The sequence below is a fragment of the Thioclava atlantica genome (genome assembly GCF_000737065.1).
GTDB lineage: Bacteria > Pseudomonadota > Alphaproteobacteria > Rhodobacterales > Rhodobacteraceae > Thioclava > Thioclava atlantica.
Genome location: NZ_AQRC01000007.1, coordinates 180,673 through 194,438, shown reverse-complemented (window position 1 = coordinate 194,438; position 13,766 = coordinate 180,673). Strand labels below are relative to the sequence as shown.

At 66.5% G+C, this 13,766-nt stretch carries 13 protein-coding genes; 3 read left to right on the top strand and 10 right to left on the bottom strand.

Annotation, left to right across the window (positions count from 1 at the left end):
* Positions 1 to 316: 316 nt before the first annotated feature.
* The gene (locus DW2_RS10745) at positions 317 to 1,084 is read right to left on the bottom strand and encodes a DsbA family protein (protein WP_038146230.1); all 768 of its coding nucleotides are present in this window, start codon (positions 1,082 to 1,084) and stop codon (positions 317 to 319) included.
* Between the two features lie 165 nt (positions 1,085 to 1,249).
* Between DW2_RS10745 and DW2_RS10740 the strand changes: the two genes are divergently transcribed.
* From DW2_RS10740 to DW2_RS10730, 3 genes are all read left to right on the top strand, one after another.
* Positions 1,250 to 2,389 carry a pyridoxal phosphate-dependent aminotransferase gene (locus DW2_RS10740; RefSeq protein WP_038146226.1) on the top strand — a complete coding sequence of 380 codons (1,140 nt, stop codon included), beginning with the start codon at positions 1,250 to 1,252 and terminating at the stop codon, positions 2,387 to 2,389.
* 56 nt (positions 2,390 to 2,445) lie between these two features.
* Complete coding sequence (locus tag DW2_RS10735) at positions 2,446 to 3,660, top strand: N-acetylmuramoyl-L-alanine amidase (RefSeq protein ID WP_038146223.1); 1,215 nt, start codon at positions 2,446 to 2,448, stop codon at positions 3,658 to 3,660.
* A gap of 167 nt (positions 3,661 to 3,827) precedes the next feature.
* Positions 3,828 to 6,392 carry a penicillin-binding protein 1A gene (locus tag DW2_RS10730; protein ID WP_038146221.1) on the top strand — a complete coding sequence of 855 codons (2,565 nt, stop codon included), beginning with the start codon at positions 3,828 to 3,830 and terminating at the stop codon, positions 6,390 to 6,392.
* 101 nt (positions 6,393 to 6,493) lie between these two features.
* Here the strand turns inward: DW2_RS10730 and DW2_RS10725 are convergent, their stop codons facing one another.
* The 9 genes from DW2_RS10725 to DW2_RS10685 form a co-directional block, all read right to left on the bottom strand.
* Positions 6,494 to 7,267: a DUF2189 domain-containing protein gene (locus tag DW2_RS10725; protein WP_038146218.1), complete on the bottom strand. Its 774-nt coding sequence runs from the start codon at positions 7,265 to 7,267 to the stop codon at positions 6,494 to 6,496.
* Between the two features lie 104 nt (positions 7,268 to 7,371).
* A complete protein-coding gene (locus DW2_RS10720) occupies positions 7,372 to 8,109 on the bottom strand; it encodes an SDR family NAD(P)-dependent oxidoreductase (RefSeq protein ID WP_038146214.1) in 738 nt (245 codons plus the stop codon).
* Between the two features lie 46 nt (positions 8,110 to 8,155).
* Positions 8,156 to 8,701 (bottom strand): AAA family ATPase, encoded by a 546-nt coding sequence (locus DW2_RS10715; RefSeq protein WP_038146212.1) that lies wholly within the window; start codon positions 8,699 to 8,701, stop codon positions 8,156 to 8,158.
* Positions 8,702 to 8,706: 5 nt separating this feature from the next.
* The gene (prfB, locus tag DW2_RS10710) at positions 8,707 to 9,831 is read right to left on the bottom strand and encodes a peptide chain release factor 2 (RefSeq protein WP_038146210.1); all 1,125 of its coding nucleotides are present in this window, start codon (positions 9,829 to 9,831) and stop codon (positions 8,707 to 8,709) included.
* Positions 9,832 to 9,995: 164 nt separating this feature from the next.
* A complete protein-coding gene (gene tpiA / locus DW2_RS10705; protein ID WP_038146208.1) occupies positions 9,996 to 10,739 on the bottom strand; it encodes a triose-phosphate isomerase in 744 nt (247 codons plus the stop codon).
* A 93-nt stretch (positions 10,740 to 10,832) separates the two neighbouring features.
* Positions 10,833 to 11,204 (bottom strand): HesB/IscA family protein, encoded by a 372-nt coding sequence (locus tag DW2_RS10700; protein ID WP_038146206.1) that lies wholly within the window; start codon positions 11,202 to 11,204, stop codon positions 10,833 to 10,835.
* A 26-nt stretch (positions 11,205 to 11,230) separates the two neighbouring features.
* On the bottom strand, positions 11,231 to 11,968 hold the full coding sequence (locus DW2_RS10695) for a DUF3307 domain-containing protein (protein WP_038146204.1): 738 nt from the start codon (positions 11,966 to 11,968) through the stop codon (positions 11,231 to 11,233).
* Positions 11,965 to 12,570: a hypothetical protein gene (locus DW2_RS10690; protein ID WP_038146202.1), complete on the bottom strand. Its 606-nt coding sequence runs from the start codon at positions 12,568 to 12,570 to the stop codon at positions 11,965 to 11,967. The genes DW2_RS10695 and DW2_RS10690 overlap by 4 nt, the downstream gene beginning before the upstream one ends.
* Before the next feature lie 93 nt (positions 12,571 to 12,663).
* On the bottom strand, positions 12,664 to 13,734 hold the full coding sequence (locus DW2_RS10685; RefSeq protein WP_038146201.1) for an alkene reductase: 1,071 nt from the start codon (positions 13,732 to 13,734) through the stop codon (positions 12,664 to 12,666).
* Between the last annotated feature and the right edge of the window lie 32 nt (positions 13,735 to 13,766).

The window sequence follows — 13,766 nt, the reverse complement described above, 5'->3', positions numbered from 1 at the left end:
TCAGCAGGTGCAACGAGTAGCTTAATTTACGCCAGATCCTGTCCAACGATCGGGGAGTAGCTCACTGGTGCGCCTCCCCCGGGATATTTCAGGCATTTGGAAGCGAGAAACGCCCGGGCTCGTTCCTCAGATGGGAGGGCGAGCCCGGGCGCGTCCAGATGCACGGCCATCGGCGTCCGGGCCCGTCCCGCGAGATCATCTGCGCCAGCTCGCCATCAAGAAGGGGCTTCCCCTTCCAAATGCTCAAAATATCCCGGGGGTGAGGCGCAGTCGCGCCGAGGGGGCAGCGCCCCCTTCCGCCTTGCCGCCACGTCGTTCAGTCGGCCTTGCGCTCTTCCGCCACCATCTGCGCCATTGCCGCTTCGGGCGCATAGCCGCGCAGGAGTTGCCCGCCGATCACGAAGCCCGGGGTGCCCGAGATCTGGAGACGCTGCGCGAGCTGGTAGGTCTTGCGCAGCTCGTCGGTGACCGCCGCGTCGTTCATCCGCTTGAGGATCGCATCCGCGTCGAGCCCGTCCTTCTTCGCGAGCGCGCGCAGGCTCTCGACGGTGATGTCGCCGCGGCCGCGCATCAGGGTGTCATGCACCTTTTCATAGGCGTCGTTGCCGGCGATCTGCCGCACCGCCACCGCGAAGCGCGACCCCAGTTCGGATTGTGCGCCGAGGATCGGGAATTCCTTCACCACGAAGCGGATATTGCCGTCCTTGTTGATCAGGTCGAGCACATCCTCATAGGCCTTCTTGCAGTAGGTGCACTTGTAATCCATGAACTCGACGATGGTGATGTCGCCATCGGGATTGCCGCCGACCCAGCTATAGCCATCCTCGAAGATGTCCTTGGCGTTGACCTTCACCAGTTCGCGGTCGGTCTCGGCCTGCTGGGCCTGCTGCTTGGCTTCGAGTTCGTTGATCGCCTCGACCAGCACTTGCGGATTCGCCATCAGGTACTGGCGCACGGCCTCGCCGAAAGCCGCTTTCTGGCTCTCGGTCATGTTCGCGAAGTCGAAATCCTGCGCCGTCGCCGAGTGCGGCGCGGCGGAGGTGAGCGCGGCGAAAGCCGTCGCGGCCAGAAGGGTGCGGAGCATCGATGCGTTTCCTTTGATCGGGATCCCTGTATCTGGGGGCAAACTGACCTCTCGCGCGCCCCGGATCAAGGGGTTGTGAGCGCGATGGGCGGAACTCTTGCAATGCACCCGCGCCTGGCCTAACCCCGGCTGAACGAGATTTCACGAAGTCGGGAGCGTCGGATCATGCGCCAGTCGAACCGCGGGCAGGTGGCCCCATTCATCGCGATGGACGTGCTGCGCATGGCGGCCGAGGCCGAGGCGGCGGGGCGCGACATCGTCCATATGGAGGTGGGCCAGCCCTCGACGCCCGCGCCGCTGCGCGCGCGCAAGCGGCTGGCGGACGCGCTCGAGAGCCAGTCGATGGGCTACACGGTGGCGCTCGGCCTGCCCGAGCTGCGCGCAGGCATCGCACAGCTCTACAAGCGCTGGTACGACATCGATCTCGACCCGGCCCGGGTGGTGATCACGTCGGGCTCCTCCGGCGCCTTCCAACTCGCCTTCACGGCGCTGTTCGATGCGGGCGCGCGGGTGGGCCTGGGCGAGCCCGGCTATCCGAGCTATCGCCAGATCCTGCGCGCGCTCTCGATCGAGCCGGTGGGTATCCCGACCGAGGCGCAGAACCGCTATCAGCCGACGCCCGAGGACATCCCCGGCGGGCTCGAGGGGCTGATCGTGGCCTCGCCCGGCAACCCCTCGGGCACGATGCTGGGCCGGCCCGAGCTCGAGGCGCTGATCTCGCATTGTGCGGCGCGCGACATCGCCTTCATTTCCGACGAGATCTATCACGGGCTGCAATATGACGCCCGTGCAGTCTCGGCGCTCGAGATCTCCGACGATGTCTTCGTGATCAATTCCTTCTCGAAATATTTCTCGATGACGGGCTGGCGGATAGGCTGGATGGTGGTGCCCGAAAGCCATCTGCGCACCGTCGAGCGGCTCGCCCAGCACATGTTCATCTGCGCGCCCCATGCCAGCCAGGTGGCGGCGCTCGGGGCCCTCGAGAGCCTCGACGAGCTGGAGCAGAATCGCGCCGCCTATGCTGCGAACCGCGCCCTCATGCTCGAGGAGCTGCCGAAGATGGGCTTCACCCGCATCGCGCCGCCCGACGGGGCCTTCTACCTCTATGCCGATGTCTCGGAGCTGACCGAGGACAGCGCGGCTTTCGCGGCCGAGATCCTCGAGACGGTCGGGGTCGCGGTGACGCCGGGGATGGATTTCGATCCCCATCGCGGCGCGCAGACGATCCGTCTCTCCTATGCGCAAAGCCCCGAACGGATCGCGGAAGGCGTGCGTCGGCTCAAGGCCTTCATGGCCGATCGCTGAGCTTTCGCGGTTTGCCGGGCCTCGCTATAGTGGCGAAAAACGACGAGGCGGCAGGCATGATCAGGCGGTTCATCACCCTCATCGCGCTCCTTTGCGCGGTGGCGACGACGGTCCGGGCGCAGGAGCTCTCGGCGCTGGCGCGCTACGAGCCGACGCGCAGCGCGATCGCGCGCGAGGGCGGGGCGACCCGGATCAGTCTCGGCATCAGCCAGCCCGTGCCCTTCCGCGCCTATCTTCTGGCCGATCCCTATCGGCTCGTGATCGATTTCCGCGAGGTGAATTTCGGGAGCAACCCGCCCGCGGCTCTGATCCGCAAGGGCGGCGCGATCAAGGATCTGCGGTGGGGCCGGTTCCGGCCCGGCTGGTCACGGATGGTGGCCGAGCTTTCCGGTCCGATGGAACTTGCAAGCGCCGAGGAGCGCACCGGCGCGAGCCCCGAGATCCGGCTTCTGCTGAAACCCGTTCCGGCGGCGCAGTTCCGCCCGCGCGAGGGAGCGGCCGACAGCGCGCTGTGGGATCTGCCGCAGCCCGCCGCGGTCGATCGGCCCCATCGCAGGCAGGATGGCACGCGTCCGTTGCGGATCGTGCTCGATCCGGGACATGGCGGGATCGATCCGGGGGCTGAGGATGGTGGCGTGCACGAGGCCGATATCGTGCTCGGTTTCGCGCGCCAGCTGCGCGACGCGCTGCGCCGGGCGGGGATGAGCGTGGTGATGACCCGCGACCAGGATGTCTTCGTGCCGCTCGAGACCCGGGTGACGGTGGCGCGCGCGGCGGCGGCGGATCTGTTCGTCTCGCTCCATGCGGATTCGATCGCCGAGGGGCGCGCGACCGGGGCGACTGTCTACCGGCTTGCCGATCACGCCGAGAACGAGGCCACCCGCAAACTCGTCCAGCGCCATGACCGCGACGATCTGCTCGCCGGGGTCGATCTGAACGGGCAGGGCGATCAGGTGGCGCATGTTCTCGTGGATCTGGCGCGGCGCGAGACGCAGCCGCGCTCGGTCCGGCTTGCGCAGGTGCTCGCGGGCGCGATCAAGGGCGAGGGGCTGCACATGCACAAGCATCCCGTGCAGGGGGCCAATTTCTCGGTCCTGAAATCGCCCGATATCCCTTCGGTGCTGGTCGAGCTCGGGTTCCTCAGCTCGCCTGCCGACCGCAAGCGCCTCGCCGATCCCGACTGGCGGGCGCGCATGGCCGAGGCGATCACGCGGGGGATCGAACGCTGGGCGCAGTCCGATGCGGCCGAAGGGCGGCTCTTGCGCCAGTAATCGCGCGCGCTCGGATGGCTGACGCGCGGTCATCCGCCGGTCGGGAGAAGTTGTGAACGCACATACCCTTCCCGCATCCGTGAGCGCACATTACTTTGACCGTCACGAAAGCGCGATGTATAGGCAGGCGCTGAAGGGGCACGGGGCCCCGTCGCGAGGGGTGTCCAGTGATCCGTTTCATCTTCAGCACCATCGGGGGCGTCTTTTCCTGGGTCGTGACCGGGCTGTTCTTTGCCGCCCTCACGATCGGGGCGATCTTCTGGATCTATTCGCGCGACCTGCCGAGCTATGACCAGCTGGCGCAGTACCGGCCCAAGACGATCTCGCGCATCTATAACGGCGACGGGCGCCTGATCGACGAATTCGCCGACCAGCGCCGCCTCTTCGTGCCGATCCGCGATATTCCCGATCTGGTGAAGGGTGCTTTCGTCTCTGCGGAAGACAAGAATTTCTACATCCATCCCGGTTTCGACCCGCGCGGGATCGCGGCAGCGGTCTTCACGGCGGTGAAATCGGGCGGGCGCGACGTGCGCGGTGCCTCGACCATCACCCAGCAGGTGACGAAGAACCTGCTGCTGTCCTCGGACCGCTCGATCGAGCGCAAGATCAAGGAACTGATCCTGTCCTCGCGCATCGAGCATGTGCTGAGCAAGGACCGCATCCTTGAGCTCTATCTCAACGAGATCTATCTCGGGCAGAACTCCTACGGCGTGGCCGCGGCCGCGCAATCCTATTTCAACAAGAGCCTGTCCCAGCTGACGGTGGGCGAGGCGGCCTATCTCGCGGCGCTGCCGAAGAAGCCCGCCGACCTGCATCCGGTGCGCGACTACAAGACCGCCGTGGCCCGGCGCAACTACGTGCTGCGTCGGATGTACGAGGACGGCCGGATCGACAAGGCCACGATGGAGCGCGAGCAGGCGGCACCGCTCAAATCCGTGCAGAACGGGGATTACGCGCCGTTCCGCGCCCAGCTGCCTCCGCGCGACTATTTCACCGACGAGATCCGCCGCCAGCTTTCCAAGAGCTTCGGCGAAGAGGAATTCTTCGGCGGTGGCCTGACGATCCGCGCGACGGTGAACCCCGATCTCCAGGCGCAGGCCGCCAAGGCGCTGCGCAATGCGCTCGAGACCTATGACCGCGAACAGGGCGTGTGGCGCGGAACGGGCGTGAGCATTCCCGAAGACAAGCTCAAGGACGAGAAGAGCTGGCGCGCGGCGCTTGACGACGTGCCGGTGCACAAGGCCCCGCGCGACGTCGAGGGCTGGCATCCGGCGATCGTCCTGGGCTTCAAGGACGGTGCGGCCCGGATCGGCATCGAGGGCATCGAGGAGACCGAGAGCGGTCACTGGATCCCGGCCGAGGACGTGACCTGGGCGCGCAAGCTCGGCAAGGACGGCAAGCTCGGGCCCAAGGCCAAGACCGCCGAGGACCTGCTCGAGACCGGCGATGTCGTGGAAGTGCGCGCGATCACCAAGGACAGCGATGGCAGCTTCGTGCGCTGGTCGCTGCGCCAGGTGCCCAAGGTCGAGGGCGCCTTCATGGCGATGGACGTCAATACCGGGCGCGTGCTCGCGATGCAGGGCGGCTTCTCCTACCAGTCCTCGGTGTTCAACCGCGCGACGCAGGCGATGCGCCAGCCGGGGTCGAACTTCAAACCCTTCGTCTATGCGGCCGCGCTGGATTCGGGCTTCTCGCCCGAGACGATCGTGATCGACGCGCCGATCGAGGTGAACACGCCGCAGGGCCTGTGGCGGCCGAAGAACGCCTCGAACAAGTATTACGGGCCGACGCCGATGCGCACCGGGCTCGAGCATTCGCGCAACCTGATGACGATCCGGATCGCGCAGGAAATCGGCATGGACACGATCGCCTCCTATGCCGAGAAATTCGGCGTCTACGATCACATGGGCCGCTTCCTCGCCAACGCGCTCGGATCGCAGGAAACCACGATGTTCCGCCTGATCTCGACCTATGCGATGTTCGCCAATGGCGGCGAGCGGGTCGAGCCCACGCTGGTGGACCGGGTGCAGGACCGCTACGGGCGCACGATCTACCGCCACGATCAGCGGAGCTGCGAGAACTGTGCCGACCCGAACCTCCCCGAGGGGCAGGGGCCGCAGATCGTCAGCCATCGCGAACAGATGATCGATCCGATCACCGCCTATCAGATGATCTCGCTGATGGAAGGCGTGGTGAAACGCGGCTCGGGGCAGGGGGTGAACGTGCCGGTGCCCGTCGCGGGCAAGACCGGGACCACGAACGACGCGAAGGACGTTTGGTTCACCGGTTTCACCTCGAACATCGTCGCCTCGTGCTACATGGGCTATGACAACCCCCGTTCGCTCGGGCGTCACGCCTATGGCGGCACGCTCTGCGTTCCGGTCTTCAACGAGTTCATGAAAGAGGCGGTCAAGGATTTCGGCGGTACCAAGTTCAAGGTTCCGCCGGGCGGCCAATGGGCGAAGTTCAACCGCTATACCGGCGAGCGTCTTCCCGACACCGCCACGGGTGAATTCGTGCAGGCCGAATATCTGCGTCCGGGTCAGGGCATGTCGGGCCTGGGTGCGCTGGTGGTCGATGGCGGTTTCGCGATGGGGGCGAACCTGCCGCTCTTCGAGCCGGGCCAGAGCGACGACAGGAACCAGACCGTCACCACCTCGACCGGTCAGCGCAAGGTGATCCCGAAGCAGAAGACCGATTTCGGCACGCTCTCCGCAGGCGGGCTCTACTGAGCCAGCGTTGAGGCGCCCAACCGCCCTCGCTTGGCGGTCGGGCCGGACAGAACATAGGCGCGCGAGATCCCTCGCGCGCCTTTTTCGTTCCTCAGCGGCGTTCAGAAGGTAAGACGGCGATACATGTGCCAGCTCGCATGGCCGAGGACCGGCAGAACCACCAGAAGCCCGAGGAACATCGGGATCATGCCGATGAACAGGCTCAGCGCGATTGTCCCGCCCCAGATCGCCATCGAGACCGGGTTGGCCGTCACCGCGCGCACCGAGGTGATGATCGCGGTGATGATGTCGATCTCGCGCTCGAGCAGGAGCGGCAGGCCGACCACGGTGAAGGAAAACAGGGTGAGCGCGAAGACGCCCCCGATCACGGTTCCGATCGCCAGCATCGCCAGCCCGTTCGCGGAAAACAGGATTTCGGGCGAGGAACTGACATTGGTGAAGGCCGACAGCCCCATGAAGAGCGCGAAGACCGTATGCGCGACGAAGACCCAGAACATGAACATCATCAGGATCAGCATCGCCATCGACGGGATCTGCCGGTCCTTTTGCGAAATGCAGCAGGCGATCACGTCGCGCCAGATCAGCGGCTGGCCCGCCTCGATGCGGCGGCTGACCTCGTAGAGCCCGATCGCCGCGAAGGGCGCGAGCAGCGGAAAGCCGAGCGCGAAGGGGATCGGCCACCATTCCTCGCCGCGCGCGGAAAACACCATCCAGAGCACGATTCCGCCCAGGACGTAAAAGCCCGAGAAGGCCAGCCCGAAGGCCGGGGCACGCAGGAAATCGCGCCAGCCCGCGCGCAGGACATCGGGTATCGCCGAAACCGGCATGTCGCGGAAATGTGGAAGTTCGGACGGTTCGGACATGACATGTTGCATTTCTCTCTCCCTGACAGGGGCCTTCTCCCCAAGGCCCGCAACTTCACGTTGCGTCACGAAAATGTGAGCTGTCCAGAGAATTCCTCGCCGCGCCGCCGCGCGGCTCAGCGCCCCAGCCTGCCCGTCAGCCTGAGCGAAAGCGCATATGGAAGCCGTTTCAGGAGCTTGAGCTGCCAGGTCAGCCGGCGCGGGAAATGGATCTCGAACCGGCTCGAGGTCAGCCCGTCGGCGATCCGGCGCGCCGCGTCCTCCGGATCGAGCAGGAAGGGCATGTCGAACGCGTTCTTCTGCGTGAGCCGAGTCTTCACGAAACCGGGCGAGACGAGGCGGACGTCGATCTCCGGCGCATATTCCACCCGCAGGCTCTCGGCGAGGTTGATCACACCGGCTTTGGAGGCGGAATAGAGCTGTCCGTTCGGCAGGCCGAAATAGCCCGCGACCGAACCGAAGATCACCAGTTGTCCGCCGTCGCGCAGCAGACCCGGCGCGGCCTGCGCGAACCAGAGCGTGCCCAGCAGGTTCACCTCGACCAGCCTGCGCGCCGCCTCCCGCTCGATGTCGGAGGCCCGGCCCGGATCGTAGAGCGCAGCGGTGGTGATCATCGCATCGAGAGGGCCGTCGCTGAGGATCTCGGCGCGCGCATCGGCGAGGCTCTCGGGATCGGCGATGTCGCAAGGCACGATCTCGGCGCCGCCGATCTCCGCGGCGAGGGTCTCGAGCGGATCGACCGAACGCGCCGAGAGCACCAGCCGCGCCCCGCGCCGCGCCAGTTCGAGCGCCAATGCGCGCCCGATCCCCGCACTCGCACCGAGGATCCAGATCCGTTTGCCGTGAAAGCCCATCGCCTGTCCTTTCCTGCCGTCGGGAATGACTACGCAGGAAGGCGCGTTATGGTTTTACCCTGAGCGCCCTGACGACTTCCGCGGCCAGGTCATCGACCGGACGGGTGCCCGACAGTTCCAGGACCGGCTCGCTGCGCCCCGCGAGCCATTCGCGGTGCCGGGTGAGCGAGCGGCCCGAGAAATAGGGCTCGTCATAGCCCGCCGCCCATTTCAGGAAGGAGGCGTGATTGGCCTGCATGTCGCCGCCCGCCCGGATGCGCGGCCCGAAAATCGCGGCCTCGCGCTTGCGCAACCGCGCGAGGCGGATCGGGGTGGGGGCGGTCAGGAAGACGATCAGGTCCACGCCCGCGAGCGCGCTCTCGCCCCAGCCGTCGAGCGAGCCGGAGATCACCCAGCCTTCGGGTGATTTCGCCGCCTCGATCAGCGCGAGCCGCTCTCCGACGTCGCGCTTTACGGTGAAGGGCGGATCGCTCGGCGCCCAGTAGAAGGCGTCGGTGTCGATCTGGGGCACCTGCAGATGTTCGGCCAGAACCGCGCCCAGCGTCGAGGAGCCAGACCCTGCGGCGCCGGTGATATAGACCCGCGCCGCCATTATGATCAGTCGTCCGCCTGCGCGTCGGCGCGGGACTTTCCGTCGAGCCCCATCGCCAGTGTCGCGGCCATGAACCCGTCGAGATCCCCGTCGAGGACCCCTTGCGTGTCCGAGGTCTCGTGCCCGGTGCGCAGGTCCTTCACCATCTGGTAGGGCTGCAGCACATAGGACCGGATCTGGTTGCCCCAGCCGGCCGAACCCTTGTTCTCGTGGGCCTCGTTGATCGCCGCGGTGCGCCGCTCCAGCTCCATCTGGTAGAGCCGCGATTTCAGCGCCTTCATCGCGATGTCGCGGTTCTGGTGCTGCGACTTCTCGGAGCTGGTGACCACGATGCCGGTCGGGTGGTGGGTGATCCGCACCGCCGAGTCGGTCGTGTTGACGTGCTGACCGCCCGCGCCCGAGGAGCGGTAGGTGTCGATGCGGATATCGGCCGGGTTGACCTCGATCTCGATATTGTCGTCGACGACCGGATAGACCCAGACCGAGGCGAAGGAGGTCTCGCGCGTGCCCTTGCCGAAAGGCGAGATCCGCACGAGACGGTGCACGCCGCTTTCCGACTTCAGCCAGCCATAGGCGTTGGGCCCCGAAATCTTGTAGGCGCAGGATTTGATCCCGGCCTCGGCGCCCGCTTCTTCCGATTGCAGCTCGACCTCGTAGCCGCGCTTCTCCGCCCAGCGGACATACATCCGCTGCAGCATCGAGGCCCAGTCGCAGGCTTCGGTCCCGCCCGCGCCCGCGTTGATTTCGAGGAAGGTGTCGTTGCCGTCCGCCTCGCCGTTCAGAAGCGCCTCGAGCTCCTTGGCCGCGGCGTCCTCCCTGAGCGCCTTGAGCGCGGCCTCGGCATCGCTTACGACTTCCTCGTCATCTTCCATCTCGCCGAGTTCGATCAGTTCGACATTGTCGTTCAGATCGCGCTCGATGCGCTGGTAGGTGTCGTATTTGTCCATCAGCTGCTGGCGGTCGCGCATCAGTTTCTGCGCACGCGCCTGATCGTCCCACAAGGTGGGGTCCTCGATCATCGCGTTGAATTCCTCGATCCGGTGGGGCGCGGTCTCGATATCCATCCGCTGGCCCAGCAGGGCCAGCGACTTGCGGATCGCGTCCACGGTGTTTTGCGTCTCGGCGCGCATGGGTCATCCTCTGAAAGTCTTGAGCCGGGTGATACGAAATCGGCAGCCCGCCCGCAAGCGGTGCGGGGCCAAGTGAGAAAGGCCGGGCCCTCGAGCCCGGCCGCGAGATCCCGTGAACGGGTCTGCGAAACACGGCGAGAGGACGACGTCCTCCGCCTTCTGGGTCAGCTCGCCTCGAGTGCCGCGATGATCGCGCCGAAATCGGCGGCTTTCAGCGAAGCGCCGCCCACGAGCGCGCCATCGACATTCGAGACGGCGAAGATCTCGCCCGCATTGCCGGGCTTGACCGAGCCGCCATAGAGCAGGCGCATCGCGTCGCCCTCGCTGCCGAAATGGCCGATCAGCTGCTCGCGCATGAAATCATGCACTTCGGCGATCTGCTCGAGCGTCGGCGTGCGCCCGGTGCCGATCGCCCAGACCGGCTCGTAGGCGATGACGCAATTCGCGCCCGTCGCGCGGTCGGGAAGCGAGCCCTTGAGCTGGCTGCCGATGACCGCGAGCGTCTCTCCGGCATCGCGCTGCGCCTCGGTCTCGCCGACGCAGACCACCGCCGTCAGGCCCGCCGCGATCGCCGCTTCGGTCTTGGCGCGAACCTGATCATCGGTTTCGCCGTGATCCGCCCGGCGCTCGGAGTGACCGAGGATCACATGCGAGCCGCCCGCATCCGCGATCATCTGCGCCGAAATGTCCCCGGTATGGGCCCCCGAGGCCTGCATGTGGCAATCCTGCGCGCCCACCGCGATCTGCCCGGCCGTGGTCATCGACATCCCCGCGAGCAGCGTCGCCGGGGGGCAGAGCAGCACGTCGCATTTGGGGGCGGGATGGGCTTTCATCAAGGCCGAGACCTCGTGCAGGTCGGCCTTGAGCCCGTTCATCTTCCAGTTTCCTGCTGCCAGTTTCCTGCGCATGTGCCCTCCCATTATCTTGATTGTCCGTGAAGATTAGGGCAGGGGGCGCGACCGCGCAAAGGGCAAATTGGCGCGGGGCTAGGAAGAGCGCGTTCAGGCCTTCGATGCCGCCTCGTCCATATCGGCGAACTTGATCGACTCGCCGCAGCCGCAGGCCTCGACCACATTCGGGTTGCGGAACTTGAAGCCGCTTTCGAGAAGACCGGTTTCGTAGTCGATCTCGGTCCCGAGCATGAACATCTGCGCCATGGGCGCGATCAGCACCCGTGCGGGGCCCTTTTCCACGACGATATCCATCGGTCCGGCCTCGGCCGCGACCTCCATCGTGTATTCCATGCCCGCACAGCCACCCTTCTTCACGCCGATGCGGAAGCCGGCCGCGTTCTCGCGCGCCATCAGCTTCGCGATCTGGGCGATCGCGGCATCGGTGAGGGTGACGGGATCTTGTCCGGGGACGTTGAACATGGGTGGGTTCTCCTTCACCGCCAAATCTAGTTTGCGGGCGGCAGGATTCCAAGGGGCGGCAGATGTGCGAGCAAGGCGAGGGTCGCGTAGGACCCGGCCAGCGCCCAGCCGAAGGAGGCCAGCGTGCCGATGATGACATATTCGCTCTTGGGGTTTGCGCCATCCTTGCTCACGGCCTCGAAGCGCAGGATGGATTTCGCGGCGATCAGGAAGCCGATCCCCGAAGGCTGTCCCGCCAGAACGAGAAGCAGGATCACCCCGCGTTCGAGCAGGCCGATCATCCGCCCGCCCTGCGGCAGGCCCTCGGGCGGGGCGGAGGCCTCGTAGCGCGCCATCAGGAGCCCGACCGCGAAGCCGCCCGCGCGGATCGTGAGCACCGCGCCCGCGACCAGCGCGAGGAGCGCGGGAAGCCAGCTCTGTCCGGCCCAGACCGATCCGGCCCAGAGGCCGGGAAACCCCGCCGCGATGAGAGCGGTGGCCGCGAGATGCGCACCCTGATCCGCGAGGAAGGCGGAGAGCGTGGGCGGGGCGAGGCTTTTCGCGAGGTCGATCAGAAGGTGACTGGCGAGAACGAGGGCGAGCGCGAGGAACAAGCCGTTCGACACTTGCGCCAGCGCAAGCGCGCTCAGCGCCATCAGGATCACCAGATGCAAGGCGAGCGCGGCGACGTCGCGCTTCGCCTTCCGCCCGGCCATCGCGTCGCTCTGGAAGGCGAAATCGGTCAGCGCATGGGCACAGAGCAGGGCGGCGAAGGTCTCGATCATCGGGCGGTCTCGATCAGGGTCAGGGCCTCCACGATGGCCGCGTAACCCGCGCCCTGCAAGGCCTGTGCGAGGGACTGGCGGGTGATCCCGATTTCCGCGGCCGCGGCGGTCTGCGTGGGCGGATCGGGACGCAGCATCGGCACCATCGCGCGGGCCTGCGCCTGGGTCCAGCCTTCCGAGAGGTGATCGAAGAGGCGCAGCGCCGCGCCGAGAGCGCCGCCCGAGGCATGGGCGATGCGCGGCCCCTCCAGCCGGTCGAGAAGCTGCCCGGAGGCGGTGAAGACCGGGCCATGCGCCGCATTGAGATCCAGATCGGGCGCGACCTCTCCCACGCCCTCGGCGATTGCGATACGGGTGGCGAGGTCCGCACCCTTCACGCGCAGATGGGCGCGGATCATCAGGGCAAGGCGCGCCTGCCAGCGCGGCGCGCTCATCGCGATCTGCCAGCCGTCGCCGCGATGGCGCGCATGCCGGACGGGGTTGATCCGCGCGTCAAGATCGGCGCAGGCGGCGGGGATCGCCGCGAGCGCCGCGTCGATCTCGCGGGGCGAAAGCCGTGTGGAGAGGACGAGGTCTCCGGTGAGAACGCAGATCTGTGCCATATGCAGGTTATAGTGCCTGCGAAGCTAAAAAGGCAAGCATAAATGCCTGCGAAATAAAAGATGCAGGCCCGAAGGCCTGCATCATCTTTCGTGTCACGCAAGTGCGGGATAATCCGTGTAGCCTTCCGCGCCGCCGCCATAGAAGGTCGCGGGGTTCGGCTCGTTGAGCGGGGCGCCCTTCTCGAAGCGCTCCGGCAGGTCGGGATTGGCGATGAAGAGCTTGCCGAAGGCCACCGCGCTCGCACCATCGGCCAGCGCCTGCTCGGCCATCTCGTGGCTGTAGCCGTTATTCGCGATATAGGGCGCCGCGATCTTCGTTCGCAGCGTCTCGATGCCGCCCTCGGGCCAGTCGCGCGCGCCGCCGGTCTGGCCCTCGACGAGATGGACGAAGGCCATCGGCTGGGTGTTGAGGAAATCGACCACCGCACCGAACAGCTCGGCCGTGTTGCTGTCGATGCCCACATTGTTCGCATTCGACCAGGGCGAGAGGCGGATGCCGACGCGGCCCGGCCCCCAGACGTCGACGACCGTCTCGACCACCTCGCGCAGGAAGCGGATGCGGTTCTCGATCGGGCCTCCATAGGCGTCGTCGCGGGTGTTCGAGGTATCGCGCAGGAACTGGTCGATCAGATAGCCGTTCGCGGCATGGATCTCGACACCGTCGAACCCTGCCGCCTTCGCCTTCTCGGCGGCATTGCGATACTGGGCGAGCACCTCCTGGATCTCCTCGATGCTCAGCGCATGGGGCGTGGTGGTCTCGATGAAGCTCTCGCCGTCGAAGGTCTTGGCCTGGGCCGAGATCGCCGAGGGGGCGACCGGGTCCTTGCCGCCGAGGATCGCGGGCGCGGAGACGCGGCCGACATGCCAGAGCTGGGCCGCGATCTTGCCGCCCGCCTCATGCACCGCGTCGGTGATCTTGCGCCAGCCCGCGACCTGCGCGTCGTCATGGATGCCGGGCGTCCAGGCATAGCCCTGACCCATCGGCGAGATCTGCGTGCCCTCGGTCACGATCAGCCCCGCGCTCGCGCGCTGACGGTAATACTCGATCATCATCTCGGTCGGCACCAGCTCGGGGGCGCGGTTGCGCGTGAGCGGGGCCATCACGAAGCGGTTGGCGATCTCGATCGCTCCGAGTTTCGTCGGGGTGAAGAGCGTCTCGGTCATGAAAATCCTCTCAGGATGCTTGAGGTTCGGCC